We start from the raw sequence: 13,872 nt of genomic DNA on the forward strand, positions 1-13,872 counted from the left end.
TGGCGGCAGTGCGATGCGCTTTGAGATGGTCCCAGGCGCTCTCGGTTCCCGGCGATCGCGAGCGGCGCGGTGGCGCTGGCCGTGGTGACGGGCGCCGGCCTCTATTTCAGCGGCGTCATGGCGCCTCCGCCTGCCGTGGAGAAACCCGAGCCTCTCACCCCAAAACCGGCGGCAAAACCCGCAGTGGAAACGCCTAAGCCTGTCGCGGATGCTTCGAAACCCCAGCCAGCGGCACCAAAACCTGACAACTCTGCCACCGTTGAGCCGGCCAAGCCTACCGCTCCTGCTCTGCCGCAAGCCGAGGACAAGACACAACCGCTCCAAAAGCAGGCGGAAGCCGACACCGAGCAGAAATCGGAGCCGACACGGCCTGCCGAAATTCCCGTGCCGACCCCCAAGCTCGAGGCGCCGCCACCAACGAAGATCCAAGAGCCCGCTGAGAAGACGTCGCCTGCCGCCCAGCCCGAGAGCCCGGCCCACGACAATCAGGCGCAAGCCTCGCAGCCAATCGAGACCCAGCCTCCACAGCCGCCGATCGAGAAGTCGCCCGCTCCTACGCCGAAGGCGACGGAAAATCAGAAGCCGGCAGCCAACGAGGCGCCAACGGCCAAGGGGTCGGGACCGAGCCAGACAGAAGCGGGAAACACGCCGCCGCCGGAAGCAAAACCGCCGGCCACCAAGCCCAGCGCATCGGACCTCATCGAGGCTCTGTCCAAGTTGTCGAAGTCGACAACGCCCGCGCCTACGGAAACCCAGGCGCCGGCTTCGCCTCCCATCCAGCCGAAAGCGCCTGAAACCCCGGCTAGCCAGCCGTCAACGCCGGGCGCGTCGTCACAACCGGCACCGCTGCCGCAGCCACAGCCTGCGACCAAGCCTCAGAATACGGACGTCGCCATCAACCTGCCCAAGCCGCAGGTTTCGCCGCCGGCAAAAGAGCTCGACGAACTGACGCGGCGTGCCTCCTGGGTGCGCGACTTCAGCGGCGGCGAGTGTTTCTATGCGACGCTGACGTCGGCGACGGACAGCGCCGCGGCGATCGAAGGCTTCGGCACCGCCGTGCAGCCGTTCGAGCGGATGCTCAACGATTTCCAGTCGAGGTTCCATCTCGAGCCGGACATCAGCGTTCGCCTCATTGACCAGCCGCAGTGCGAGGTGACCAGCTTCCTGCGCTTTCTCGACCGGAGTGGAGCCGAAAGGCCGCAACTCGTTCTCGACCGGACGTCAGTGCCGGACGGCTCGCCGATCCGCGGCACGCTGGTAACGCGCGGCGGGCTCATTTCCAATGTGATGCTGATCGACCACAAGGGCATCGCGTTCAACCTCGACGACCGCATGGTGGCGCAACCGGACAAGGCGACTTTCAACATCCCGATCGGCCTCGCCGCCGCCGACAAGGCGGCCGGCAAGGCCGTGCCGCAGATCATGCTGGTGATCACCGGACCCCGGGATATCCAGGCCGCGATGTTCTCGAGGCCGACACCGGCCTCGGAGCTGTTGCCCAGGATCCTCGAGGAGATCGAGGCCGATGGTTCCCAATTCTCCGCCACGGCCAAGTATTTCCGGCTTGGCGGATAGACATGGACGCCGATGGAACTCCGCTACCCGCGTTCTTCCTCTTCGTCACCGCCATGCAAGAAGCGGGGCCGGGTTCGAATTTGGGCTAACCCGACCAGCCGGATGAAGCTTACCGCACTGCTTGGCGGGGTGCTGCTCTCGATCCTCACCGCCGGCAAGGCCCATGCCGAATTCACCGTCTGCAACCAGACGCTCGACGTCGTCAACCTCGCTGTCGGACAGAAGGTCGACGACGCCGACCAGACCGACGGCTGGTGGACCATCGGCGCCAACCAATGCGTCAACGTCATCCGCGAGGAGCTGACCAACCGGTACATCTACATCTACGCCACGGACGTCTTCGGCCACGCGATCCTGAACGGATCGACCGAGATGTGCGTCGACCGCCGCCGCTTCTCGATCCGCGGCATCGATGAATGCTGGCAGCGCGGCCATATCGCCGCGCGCTTCGTCGAGGTCGACACGCAGGAGCAGGTGCGCTGGACCTATTTCCTGACCGGGAACAGCCCGTGACGCACAGCATCGACACGAGCTTCAAATTGAAGAAGCAGGCGCGCCTGGCCGAGCGCCGGCGCAAGCTCTGGCGCTGGATTCTTTCCAGCGTTGCCGCGCTCGCCGTCGTTTCAATCGCGGCGGGCTTCTACCTGACCAAGGACTACTGGTCGTTCGGCGACGAGGACGAGGAACTGCATCCGGTCGAGGGCATGGAGGACGTGCCGCCCGACGCCTCGGTCTATGTGCCGGCCATCATCGACCTTGCCGGCGATCCGATGTGGATCACGCTGGCGCCCGATGCCGACAACGCAACGAAGGGCCGCACCGTCGCACGCCCAGCCGAACTCGACAGTTCCGGCGCCTCGCCGCAGATCGAAATCCTCTCCGACGTGATGTTGAGCGCCAGCGAGAAATTCATGACCACGATCCCGTCGACGCAGGAGGATTTCGCCTTCTTCCAGGCGCAGCGGCAGACGGCGCCAAAAGCCCCGGCGGCGGCACCCGATCAGCAAGCTGCCCCGCCGGCCCCGGCTGCAGCCGACGATCAGCAAGGCGATCTGGAGAACGACCTCCAGCCGGCGCCGGACGAGAGCGAAGCGCCTGAGGGTTCTGCGCCCAAGGCGGATGCGGACGACCCTGAGGCCGGCTGGGGCGAGACCGTCGACCAGGGCGAAGCCGCCCTTCCCGCCTTCAAGAAGACCGAGATCGAGAACAACACGACCGTCGCCTCCGTCACCAGCGAGTACCAGCGCTTCGAGGCCACAGGGGACACGTTCGTAAAAATCCTCAACGACCGCAGCCTGGACAGCGTCGTCACCGATGCGCACTTCTCGGCCGACGACGCGAAACTGGCGGGCGAAGCGCTGAAGGCGCTGTTCAATCGCGATGGCCTGGCATCGGGCTTTGTCGTGGCCATGCGCGGGTTCAGGCCGAACCGCGAGACGACGACCATGTCGCTCATGCAGGTCTCGATCTATGCCAGGAACGTCTATGTCGGCACGCTGACGCGCAATGCGGCCGGCGCCTTCGTCTCGGGCGTCGATCCCTGGGTCCGCGAGGACCTGTTCAACTATTCAGGCGCATCCGACGAGGGCGGGCCCAAGCGGCAGTATCGCCTGCTCGACGCGATCTATTCGACGGCAGCGCGCAACAAGGTTCCGACCAGCGTGATCGGCGAAGCAATCATGTATCTGTCGCGAGGACAGGATCTCGACGCCTTCGCCAGCGAAGACCAGCGGCTGGTGCTGATCTATTCGCAGACGCCACGCGGCCAGGGCGAGATCTCCGGACGGGTCCTCTATGTCGGCGTCCAGGGCACGGAGAAGACCCTCGACTGTTTCGTCTTCCAACAGAGCGACGGGCAGTACGCATGCGTCACGGGCAATGACGAGGTTCGTTCGCTGACCGTGACCAACGGCATGGTCACGCCGGTCGCCGGGGTGATGACCTCGACCTTCGGCCCGCGCAAGCACCCGATCCTCGGTACGGTTCGCATCCATAAAGGCGTCGACTGGGCTGCTCCGGTCGGCACGCCGATCATGGCCGCGTTCGATGGCGAAATCACCTTCCAGGGCGATGGCGGCAGCTATGGCAATCTGGTGAAGATCACGCATGCCAACGAGCGCGAGACGCGCTATGCGCATATGCAAAAATTCGCCATCGCGAGCGGCGTCGGCACCAAAGTGAAGGCCGGCGACGTCATCGGCTATATCGGCACCACCGGCCTTTCGACCGGCCCGCATCTGCATTTCGAGCTCTACCAGAACGGCGAGGCGATCGATCCGCTGGGCATGGTCACCACGGTTGCCGCCTATGCATCTGGCGATTCCGGCGGTTCCGGCGATGCCGCCGTCGAGACGCTGACCGAGCGCATCGTCCATGTCGAAAGCGGCGGCAGCGCGCGGGCCAAGAACCCGCTGTCCTCGGCGACCGGTGCCGGCCAGTTCATCACCAAGACCTGGATCCGGATGATGAACACCTATCGGCCCGATCTCGCCCGCTCGCTGTCGACCGCCGACCTACTCGCGCTTCGCTACGACGCCACTCTGTCGCGCGAGATGGTGCGCAACCTGGCGCGCGAGGGCGAAGCCTATCTTCGCGCCCGCGGCCACCAGATCACCGCCGGGCGGCTCTATCTCTGCCATTTCCTGGGCATGGAAGGCGCGTCCCAGGTGCTGGCGGCGCCGGGCGCGGCGCAATTGAGCGTGGTCCTTGGGTCGGCCGTGATCCAGGCCAATCCGTTCCTCACAGGCAAGACCACCAGCTACGTCATCGACTGGGCCGAGCGAAAGATGGGGCAGAAGGTGACCCGCGTGGCGTCCGATCAGAACCAGCAGACGATCACGACCCAGATCCGGCAGACATCGCCGGAATTCGAGAAATACAAGCAGGCCGTCACGGCCCTCATAGGCTCGATCCAGGCGACGCTTTGAAAGCTGGGGCCGACGTCAGGCCATTGGTGTCGCTGCCGCCTGATGTTGTCATAACTCACTTTTTCGGGCTCTTTGTGAACCAAGACTGTGGTCGGGATCACATACGCCCAAGAGCCAGTTTTGGCAGAAGCGAAATTTAGCATGCGCAGACACCGATAGCGCGCCCCGAAGGGGCGGAGGGCCGGTCCATGAAAACGTTCGCCGTCCTTGTGAGTGGATTTATCCTGTTTGTCCTTGCCGCGTTCGGCGCCGAGGCCGCCACGCCAGACGCCGCCGAGCGCGTCGCGCTGGTCATCGGCAACAGCAAATATGTCAACGCCGTGCCGTTGCCCAACCCGGCCAACGACGCACACCTCATCGCATCGACGCTGCGCAATGCCGGCTTCGAGGTGATCGAAGGCGTCGACCAGGACAATCAAGGCATGCACAGCCTGATCAGCCGGTTCACGGAAGAATCCTATAACGCCGATCTCGCCGTCATCTTCTATGCTGGCCACGGCATGCAGGTCGACGGCAAGAACTATCTCATTCCGGTGGATGCGGAGCTGACGTCGCCGGCCTATCTCAAGACCCGCACCGTGCAGATCGACGAGTTCATGGCGGCGCTGCCGCCCGACCCGGCGGTCGGCGTCATCATCCTCGACGCCTGCCGCGACAATCCGCTGGCAAGGACGCTGGCCGCCTCGCTGCCGAAGAGCCGCTCGCTCGGCGCCGGCCTGGCGCCGGTCGAAGCGAAAGCGGACGGCGTCGGCACGGGCGGCGTGCTTATCGCCTATGCAACGGACCCCGGCGCGATCGCCTTCGACGGCAACGGCGTCGACAGCCCCTACTCGTTAGCTCTCGCCAAGCACCTGACCGAACCCGGCGTCGAGATCCAGAGCGCCTTGACACGGGTGCGCGGCGAGGTGACGGAAGCCACGCAAGGCCGTCAGCGGCCATGGCACAATGCATCGCTGGGACGCGAGGTTTTCCTCGGCAAGCAGGAAGCCGCGACGGGCGCGGCGCCCGTGGCCGACGCAGCCAAAACAACAGCGGCGCCCGCCCCCGCTCCCGTGGTCAGCGAGCCGCCGTCCTGGGAGGTCGAGCAGCGCCTTTGGGACGAGGCTTCGAAGAAGAACGCCATTCCGTATTACGAGGCCTATCTCGAACAGTTCCCGAACGGCCGCTTCGCCACCGTGGCCAAGCTCAACATCGATCAGTTGAAGGATCCGAAGGCCGACAAGCAGGTCGCGACTCTCGACACGGACACAGCAAACGCCAATTCAGGCTCGGCTGTTCGAACCTCGGTCGGCATCACCGACGAGATGAAGCGGACGCCAGGCACGGAACAGACGGAAGGCGCGATCGGCCTCGATCGCAACGGCCGCATCGACCTGCAGCTGCGCATCGAGGCGCTGGGCAACGAGCTTGGCCAGGTCGACGGCAATATCGGCCCAAAGACGCGCCAGGCAATCGGCGTCTGGCAGGGCAAGAACGGCCTGCCACAGACCACTTTTCTGACCCGCGAGCAGCTGGCGTTCCTGGCGATCCAGACCGACCCGATGATGGACGCGATCCGCGCCAACCAAGCCGCCGACCAGGCCCGCACGGCGCAGCCCAAGAAGCCGGTGGTGCAGAAGACCCGCACGCTCAAGCCCGTGGCGGAAAAGCCGCGCAGGAAGCAGCAGCAAGTTGTCAGGAGACGCAACACCGACACCATGGTTGGCGAGGAAGCCCCACCGCCCAACGACAACAACGACTTCCTGACCAAGGCGCTGATCTTCGGCACCGGTATCGCGGTGGGTGGCGCGCTCCACAAGCCCTGATAAAAACGGGAGCCGGCCGTTTTGCCGGGCTCCCGTTGATCGCCGTTGCGGCGCGAATGACTTTCTGCCGGCGGCTTATTCCGTCCTGATCCGCATCTCAACCCGGCGGTTGACCGGATCATAAGGGTTGGCAACGCGTGGGTGCGATTTGCCCAGGCCGACCGCTTCGAGCCGGTCGGGGTGAACGCCGTTCGCGGTCAGGAAGGCGGCTACCGACTTCGCCCTGCGCTGCGACAGATTTTGATTGTAGCGATCCGGGCCGGAAGCGTCGGTATGCCCTTCGACCACGAAGCTGAACGTGCTCAGCCGGTTGTCCTTCAGCGCCTTGGCGAACTCGTCGAGTTCGGCGCGCGCGGTCTGATCGAGCTGAGCGGAATCCAGCCCGAAATTGATCATCATATCGAGCCCGGTTTTGTCGGGGGCCGCGTTCTTGTCGTTCTTGCTCTTGCACTCTTCCTCGGTGCCGACGCAGATCCCGCGCGACGCGCCGAGATTGCCCTGGCCGGTGAAGAACTTCACGATGTCTTCGGATTTCTGAAGCGGATCAGCGGAAACGTGCGTCGAGAAAAGCACGGCCGCCAATGCAAAGGCTGAGCTCGCCCACCGCATGACCGTTACTCCTGTTTGAGCGGATCTCGTCAAAGCGCGGCGCCGCGCTTTGAGTCTTCATTTCATGCGTATCGTTTCCCCAAAACCGCTGCACAGTTTTGGGCGACATGCATCAGCCGAACGATACCAAATTTCACGGCGATTGTCTGTGAACAAACACACGCTGCGAGCGGCCGTCATTTGCTAGGCTGAGGCTTGACCAACGCCCCCGCCGGGGTTTCAGTAGCTCTATTCCTAAAGCGCGTCGCGCTGAAACGGATCCAGGCGACGCGCTTTAGAACTTTTGTTTTTGCATGTCGTTTTTCCCAAAACCGCTGCGCACTTTGGGCGACATGCACAAGTGAGGGCGGGCGGCCATGGCCAACGGGCTCCGGTTCAGGACGGCGCGGGATCTGTTCAGCGCTTGCCCTGCCGTCGCCCGGGATATGAAGGCGGCCCCGACCGACCAGCCTTCGATCGAGTTTTGCCGCACGCTGCTGGCCGGGCGCGTGCCCGAGGAGGCAATCACCTTCTGCGCCTATCTGCTGCCCGAGCGGGCCGCGGTCTGGTGGGCGCATGAGTGCCTGAGCAACCTTGCCGAACTCCTCGGCGACAGGGATCTCGAATTGCTGGCGCTCGTCGGCGACTGGGTCGGCGAACCCGGCAATCCCGACCATCGCGCGGCGGTAGCCCAGGCCGTGGAGGTGCCGCCGGTGACGCCCGCTTCGTGGATCGCCCTGGCGGCGGGCTGGCGCGACAGCGGTTCGACCATCGATCAAGCAGCGGCCGGATTTCCGACCGCCCATGCCGTCAGCGCAGGGATTCTGGCAGGCCTTGCGCGGGTGTCGCTCGCGGATCGGTTTGCCGTGCTTTCGGCTTTCGTCGAGATGGGCATCCAGATGGCGGAGATGGAGGCGCAGCAGCAATCGGCCGACGCCTATTAGGCCCGAGGCAGTCAGACACCCGCTCTCACTTGCAGCCGCCTTGCGCCCATCTGGCCAGCGCCACCTTGAAGCGGGTTCCCAGAGGGTGCTGCAGGCGCAGCACCGAGACATCGTTGGCGGCGAAATTCTTCGCCTGATCGCACAGACGGGCCTCGTTCCATTCGTGGCAGCCGTCGCAGTGCTTGTCCTCCCAAACCGACTTGTCGAGACCCTCCACCGGGCTGAACAGCGGCTTGCCCTTGATCAGTTGGGCGATGCTCTTGCCGTCGATGGCCGGATCGCCGAACTTGACCGGGTGATCGAAAAGGATCGGCTCGTCGGTCGCCAGTTTCGGGATCTTCTGACGCAACAGGTTGAGCGCAAGCTGGTCGTCGCCCAGGCCCGATGCTGCTCCGGTGTTGCGCGTGTCGGAGCCCGCTTCGGCCTGCGGAACACTCGCCTCGCCAACGATCAGCGGCGCGTTGAGATCGACCCTGTGCAGGACGACCTCGGTGGTCAGCGAGACATTGATCCAGGGGCGCTGCTTGCCGGCCGTCGCCTTGAAGACGTCGCTGGTGACCCTGTTCATAGCCTCGGTGATGGAGATGTTGGATTCGCCTATGTGCTGGATCAGTGCCGCGGTGAACGGCGAGTGCTCGCCCGATCCATCGAAGGCAAGCTGGTTCGGGCTGGCGGCGAAGGCGACGAGCGTGCCGGCGCCGCCATTCTCGATCGGTATTTCGGCAAGGCCGCTGCTTGCACCCTTGACGCCAGCGGTCCTGGCCAGCACCTCGGCAAGCGGGTTGTCCCGGCAGGCATCGAGGAACACCAGCCTGATGCTGGTCTCGCGCGACATCTGGCGCAGGACGAAATCGACCGACACTGCCTCGAAATCGAGCGAGGTTTCGTCCTCGAGCGCGGCATCGACTGGAAGCAGGTAATTCTTGCCCGCGACCTGCAGGCCGTGGCCGGCGTAGAAGAACAGCGCGATGTCGGCACCGCGCACCTGCTTGGCGAATTGGGCGACCGTGGTCTGCGTCTGCTGCTTGGTGAGATCGAAACCGGAGACCACCTCGAAGCCCAGGTTCTGCAGGCGCTCCGCCATGGCCTCAGCGTCACGCGCCGGGTTGGTAAGCGGCGCCGCATGCTGGTATTGCGAGTTGCCCAGCACGAGCGCGACGCGGCGCTCGGCGCTGGCGGCGGTCAAAGTCAGGAACACGGCAAGCACCGCAAGGCCAGCGGCCCGAAGCAGGCGGCCGCAACGGGCGATCGAGTCGGGGCCCACCCGCGACCTCAGTTCGCAAGCTTGGTGGCGGAGAATTCGATCCGCCGGTTAAGTGCCTTGTTCCTGGGCGTGTCGTTGGCGGCCACCGGCCGTTCCTCGCCATAGCCGGCGGCGCTGACCTGGTTGTGCGGCACGCCGTCGGCGACCAGCGCGTCGGCAACCGCCTGGGCCCGCCGCTCGGACAGCGCCTTGTTCGCCTCGGGCGATCCGTCGGAGTCGGTGTGGCCGGACACCTCGACCTTGAGGGCCGGGCATTTGCCGACGACGCCTTCGACCTCCGCCAGCAGCGGGCGGCTCTTGGCATCTAGCCTTGCGCTCGCCTGCCGGAAGTAGATGGCGCCGGTGCGCGAGAGCACGGCAAACCTGTTGAGACACTCCTCGTCGCTGAAATTCGCTTTCGCCGCATCGGTGGCGACCGGCCCGACGTCGGCAGCACTTGCCGCCACGGTCTGAACAGCGGCCGGCTTGCTGCCATCGGCGGTGAAGACGAAATCGAAGGACACCGAGGCGGTCGGCACGATGTTGGTGACATTGGCCGCCTGCTGCAGCTTGTCGATGTTGGGCAGCAGGCCGAAGTCCTCGACATGGACCGCGACGGGCGCTTCCGAAGCGACGGAGACCTGGGTGTCGCTGATCATGGTGATGACGATGCTGGCCTCGAGGTCCTTGTCGACGCCGTGCAGGCGGAGGCGGAACGGCAGGGTCGCCTTGATCCTGCGTTTTGTCGGCAGGTCGGCGAATGCGGCCGGGTCCACCTTGGCCGTCAATTCGGCCGTCGGGTACTTGAAGGTCTCGAAAAACAGGAAGCGCATGCGGACGTTGCGGAGGTCGACGCCGGTGTCGACAGAATTGAGGTCGAAACTGATCTTTGCGTCACCGGCCGCGCTCAGCGTGCCGGTGATGTTGCGGATCTTGTTGGTCTCGACGATCGTGTTCTTCTTGACCGACTGATAGGTCAGTACCGAGGCGGAAGGATCGAGCGTCCAGTTCGGCGCGGCCTTGGCGGCTTGCGGCTCGAACAGCAGCAAAGCGACCAGCGCGGCGACGATGAGACCCGCGGCCCGCGCGGCGGCGCTCGCCCGCTTCGGCCAGAATGCAACGACTTCGACCATGGAACGCCCCCCAAGGACAACCCGATCTCGATACCGGCACGAGATGGGAGCATAGAGTACCCGCGCTTGCTTGGCGAGCGGCTGCGGCCACGCTCCATGCCTAAAGTCGAGATCGCAGAAATGGTGCCAGGACAGAAGCGGAGTGCGACGATAGCAAGTCAAAGAACGAAGAAAACCCCAGCGACCGACTCGCCTGCTGTCGAACCCTCATCCGCCCCAGCCGCCACCTCCACCGCCGCCACCTCCACCGCTGCCACCTCCCAAAACAGGTTTGACGACGACGGGTGTGGTTTCTTCCTGAACGGGCTTGATCAGTTTCTTAGCGGTGACCTTCTTCTGCTTGACGACCTTTGGCGCGGTAGTCGTGCGAACGACCTTGGTCTTGTGCTTCACCGTCGGGGTCGGCTCGACCCTGGGCATCACGGTCGTGCACCCCGTGACAGCCAGAGCACCGGATAGGATTGTTGCGACGATTGCCTGTTTCGATGCCCAGCCCACCACATTGCCTCCTTGTTGATCAGAACAAGTCCCGGCGCGGATTGGCTTGTTCCCAGACCGCTCTGGCCGTCTTGACCAGTTGGTCGTCCAACGAGCCGTCCGCCGAAATCTTCGATTTGAGTTCCCCACGCAGCTGCTTCAAGGCCACCGTTTTCGCCTTGGCTCCGAACTTCGCCAGCGTGGCTTTTGCGTCGGGAATTTCGTTGTGAAGGTCGAGCGCGGCCGCGAAAGCAAGGTAGCGCACCGCCACCGCCTGGTCGGCCTTGTCGCCCCGCAGCATCTCCAGAGCCGCGCGATCATACGCAGCCGACTGATCGCCGCGATCGGTCGCCAGCTCGAACAGCCTTTGCGCTTCGGCAAGATCCTGCGGCACGCCGACACCGTCCCTGTACATGCGCGCAAGGCTGCCGGGAGCGTAGGGCTGGCCGAGATCCATGGACTTTTGGAAGAGCGAGAGTGCCGTCTTGGGGTCCTTCTCGACCCCGGTGCCGGCGAGATAGTTGCGGCCGAGCAGGTTCATCGAATACATGTCCTGCCGCTCGACGCCAGCCTTGAGGAAGGCCACGGCGCGAGCCGGATCGGCGGGCACGCCGTTACGACCTTCCGTGAAGATTGCGGCGAGATCGTTCATGGCATAGGTGTGCCCCATCGCCGCCGCCTTGAGCAGCAGGTCCAGCCCCTTGGTGGTGTTACGCTCGACGCCATAGCCGTTGAACAAGGCGCGACCCCACGAGGTCATCCCATAGGGATCGCCCTTGTCGGACGCCGCCGCGTAGAAGGTGTTGGCCTGCTTGCGGTTGGCGGGCATCCCCGTTCCCGTCGCGTTTAGGTAGCCGAGCTCGAACACGGCGCGGACGTGCCCCTTGTCGGCGGCCTGCTGGATCGCCTTCTTGGCCTCGTCGACCTTGCCGACCGCAAGCAGCGCCCGTCCGAGCTCGTAGCGGAAGCGAGCGACGTCCGGATAGGCTTTCACCGCCGCCCGGCAGACATCCACGGCGTTGCTGCTGATTTCGTTCGGCAGCAGGCCCGGGACGACGCCCTGCAGGTCGAGAGGCTCGCCGGCCTCCCTGTCGCATGGCTCAACGCTTGGCGACAGCTTCATCGTCGCCGGCTTGGACGACGCGTTGTCGGCCCTGATTTCGAAGCCGACTATCAGTGGCTTGACGGCGCCTATCTGGGGTTCGTAGCGCAAGTGGTCGACTTCATCGGCCATCAGGCTGGAATCGGGAGACAGCGTCCGATCCGGCAAGGACAACGTTCCCGTAGCCGGATAACTCGCGAGCTTCAGGCTGACGGCGGGATCCTTGGTCGGGAAATCGAGCTTCAGCGGCACCGGGCCGACACCGACCGGGACGCTGATGTCGCGGTTCTCGATCGCCTCGGCCGCGCCGGTGATGTGGATGCCGCGCTCCAGCACCTGCTGCTTCTGCTCGGCCTCGAGCGAGGCCACGAGCTGCTTACCTTCGGCGGCGTCCCCGTTCTTGACGCGGAACACCAGGATGCCCTTGGATTCGCCGCCCCAGTTGTCGCGCGTGGCATAGGCCAGCATATCGACCTCTTCCTGCGCGCCGGAACTCTTCGGCACGTCCATCGCAAGGCGCGGCAGGTCCTTGCCGGCGATCGGCTCGCCGGTCGCGACAGGCTTGCCGTCGAGCATCAGACGTCCAAGCGCCGGCGGCCTTTCGATGCTGACGGTGATCGCGCCGCCGTCGACATCGACCGGCTCCGGCAGGTCGAGCGCGACGGGGCCGACGCCCGACGGCACGACTTTCTCCAGCACCGGCGGCAGCGCCGGGCGGCTGGCGCGGCGCATCAGCACCACCTCGTCGATCAGCGAGGAGTTTTCCCAGGGAACCTGCTTGCCGTCGGTGGCTTGAACCACGTCGCGGCGAACGGCGGCCATCACCGTGCGGATCTCCTGGTTCGGCGCCAACGCTCGGCGGGAAAAGGCGGATGAGAAGGGGCTGAGGTCACCGGAGCCGTCGAAAGCGACCGCGCCAGGCTCGGTGGCAAAGGCGATGAGCGTGTTCAGCGAGCCCTTCACCTGCGCAAGGCCGGTGCCGCCCGCGGCGATCAATTGGTCCCTCAGCCAATAGTCCTTGCGCGGAAACGGATTGTTGCGGCAGGCATCGAGGATGATCACCTGGATCTTCGACTTCGAGCGCAATTGCTGCAGCACGTCGTCGAGCTTGATAGCCTGGACCTCGATGTCGGCCGCGGCCTTCAGCGAAGCGTCGACCGGGATCAGGAAGTTCTCGCCGCCGATCTGGAAGCCGTGGCCGGAATAGTAGACAACGGCAAGATCGGCGCCGTCGGCCGCGGCGAGATAGTTGCGGAACTGCTCCTCGAACTGAAGCTTGGTGAGATCCTTGGCGACGAACACGTCGAAGCCGGCCAGGCGGAATGTGTTCGACACATCCTCGGCATCCTTGTCCGGGTTCTTGAGGGCCGGGATGTCGCGGTATTCGGAATTGCCGATCACAAACGCAACCCTGCGATCGGCGTGAGCTTCGAACGCCGTGAAGCCCATGAGGACCAAGGCTGCAAGGAACGCGCAGCATCGCAGCATGGCAAATCCTTAACTGCTATGACCTGTCGGCCACAGGAATGCAGCTAGCGGCGCCGAGGTCTGTTAAAGAGTTCACAATCTGCCGAGACCGGAGCAGACCGCATGCATAACGACAGCGAGCATGCGTCTCATCCAATCAAAAGCTAAACTACTCCAGACGCATGAGCGCTGCAATGATCGGACGTTCGCGGCTGCATCATCTGCCCCGGCCAGCGGACGCTGCGCAGTGCAGAGGGATGGCGTGGCACATTTGCGCGACGCCGATCATGAGATAGATGCAAGGACATGACAGCCAGAGTGATAGTCCTCGACGCCAGGCCGCTCAACGCGGTGGATGTCGCCGAGATCGCGCGGCGCAACGCCCGTCTTGTGCTTGGCGAGGAGGCCATGCGCCGCATCCGCGCCAGCCGCGCGCTCATCGAGCGCCTCACGCAGCTCGGCAAGCCGCTCTACGGCGTGACCACCGGCCTTGGCGCCTGTGTCGACACGCCGCTTGCGGAGGCCGATCTGGTCGCCTTCCAGCACAGCGTGCCGCTCAGCCACAGCATGGGCGCCGGACCGTCCCTGCCGACCGAAGCCGTTCGTGCGCT

The 13,872-nt window shown here is 64.7% G+C and carries 11 protein-coding genes; 6 read left to right on the forward strand and 5 right to left on the reverse strand.

Annotated elements, in window-relative coordinates; genetic code table 11:
• The first annotated feature begins 69 nt into the window (after positions 1–69).
• The 4 genes from DH10_RS21235 to DH10_RS21250 all read left to right on the forward strand — a co-directional run bounded on the left by DH10_RS21235 (position 70) and on the right by DH10_RS21250 (position 6,307).
• A complete protein-coding gene (locus tag DH10_RS21235; protein WP_192385290.1) occupies positions 70–1,575 on the forward strand; it encodes a hypothetical protein in 1,506 nt (501 codons plus the stop codon).
• A gap of 102 nt (positions 1,576–1,677) precedes the next feature.
• Complete coding sequence (locus DH10_RS21240; RefSeq protein WP_246506396.1) at positions 1,678–2,088, forward strand: DUF1036 domain-containing protein; 411 nt, start codon at positions 1,678–1,680, stop codon at positions 2,086–2,088.
• A complete protein-coding gene (locus DH10_RS21245; RefSeq protein ID WP_192254476.1) occupies positions 2,085–4,502 on the forward strand; it encodes a M23 family metallopeptidase in 2,418 nt (805 codons plus the stop codon). The genes DH10_RS21240 and DH10_RS21245 overlap by 4 nt, the downstream gene beginning before the upstream one ends.
• A 188-nt stretch (positions 4,503–4,690) precedes the next feature.
• The gene (locus tag DH10_RS21250) at positions 4,691–6,307 is read left to right on the forward strand and encodes a caspase family protein (protein WP_192254474.1); all 1,617 of its coding nucleotides are present in this window, start codon (positions 4,691–4,693) and stop codon (positions 6,305–6,307) included.
• A gap of 75 nt (positions 6,308–6,382) precedes the next feature.
• Here DH10_RS21250 and DH10_RS21255 read toward each other — a convergent pair whose 3' ends face one another.
• The gene (locus tag DH10_RS21255; RefSeq protein WP_192385291.1) at positions 6,383–6,916 is read right to left on the reverse strand and encodes an OmpA family protein; all 534 of its coding nucleotides are present in this window, start codon (positions 6,914–6,916) and stop codon (positions 6,383–6,385) included.
• Between the two features lie 356 nt (positions 6,917–7,272).
• Here DH10_RS21255 and DH10_RS21260 point away from each other — a divergent pair, with 356 nt between their 5' ends.
• Complete coding sequence (locus tag DH10_RS21260) at positions 7,273–7,839, forward strand: DUF6931 family protein (RefSeq protein ID WP_192254470.1); 567 nt, start codon at positions 7,273–7,275, stop codon at positions 7,837–7,839.
• Positions 7,840–7,864: 25 nt separating this feature from the next.
• Here the strand turns inward: DH10_RS21260 and DH10_RS21265 are convergent, their stop codons facing one another.
• The 4 genes from DH10_RS21265 to DH10_RS21280 form a co-directional block, all read right to left on the reverse strand.
• The gene (locus DH10_RS21265) at positions 7,865–9,103 is read right to left on the reverse strand and encodes a caspase family protein (protein WP_312891313.1); all 1,239 of its coding nucleotides are present in this window, start codon (positions 9,101–9,103) and stop codon (positions 7,865–7,867) included.
• 8 nt (positions 9,104–9,111) lie between these two features.
• On the reverse strand, positions 9,112–10,215 hold the full coding sequence (locus tag DH10_RS21270; RefSeq protein WP_192254468.1) for an OmpA family protein: 1,104 nt from the start codon (positions 10,213–10,215) through the stop codon (positions 9,112–9,114).
• A gap of 207 nt (positions 10,216–10,422) precedes the next feature.
• Positions 10,423–10,713 (reverse strand): hypothetical protein, encoded by a 291-nt coding sequence (locus DH10_RS21275; protein WP_312891312.1) that lies wholly within the window; start codon positions 10,711–10,713, stop codon positions 10,423–10,425.
• Positions 10,714–10,732: 19 nt separating this feature from the next.
• Positions 10,733–13,282, reverse strand: coding sequence for a caspase family protein (locus tag DH10_RS21280; protein WP_192385292.1), 2,550 nt, complete (start codon positions 13,280–13,282; stop codon positions 10,733–10,735).
• Positions 13,283–13,567: 285 nt separating this feature from the next.
• Here DH10_RS21280 and DH10_RS21285 point away from each other — a divergent pair.
• On the forward strand, positions 13,568–13,872 hold a 305-nt coding region (locus tag DH10_RS21285), incomplete at its 3' end, for an aromatic amino acid lyase (RefSeq protein WP_192385293.1).

The organism is Mesorhizobium silamurunense (assembly GCF_014843825.1).
Classification (GTDB): domain Bacteria; phylum Pseudomonadota; class Alphaproteobacteria; order Rhizobiales; family Rhizobiaceae; genus Mesorhizobium; species Mesorhizobium silamurunense.

Coding starts and splice junctions, on each gene's coding strand:
- DH10_RS21240 (WP_246506396.1), top strand. CDS start 1,678: ATGAAGCTTACCGCACTGCTTGGCGGGGTGCTGCTCTCGATCCTCACC.
- DH10_RS21250 (WP_192254474.1), top strand. CDS start 4,691: ATGAAAACGTTCGCCGTCCTTGTGAGTGGATTTATCCTGTTTGTCCTT.
- DH10_RS21255 (WP_192385291.1), bottom strand. CDS start 6,916: ATGCGGTGGGCGAGCTCAGCCTTTGCATTGGCGGCCGTGCTTTTCTCG.
- DH10_RS21260 (WP_192254470.1), top strand. CDS start 7,273: ATGGCCAACGGGCTCCGGTTCAGGACGGCGCGGGATCTGTTCAGCGCT.
- DH10_RS21270 (WP_192254468.1), bottom strand. CDS start 10,215: ATGGTCGAAGTCGTTGCATTCTGGCCGAAGCGGGCGAGCGCCGCCGCG.
- DH10_RS21280 (WP_192385292.1), bottom strand. CDS start 13,282: ATGCTGCGATGCTGCGCGTTCCTTGCAGCCTTGGTCCTCATGGGCTTC.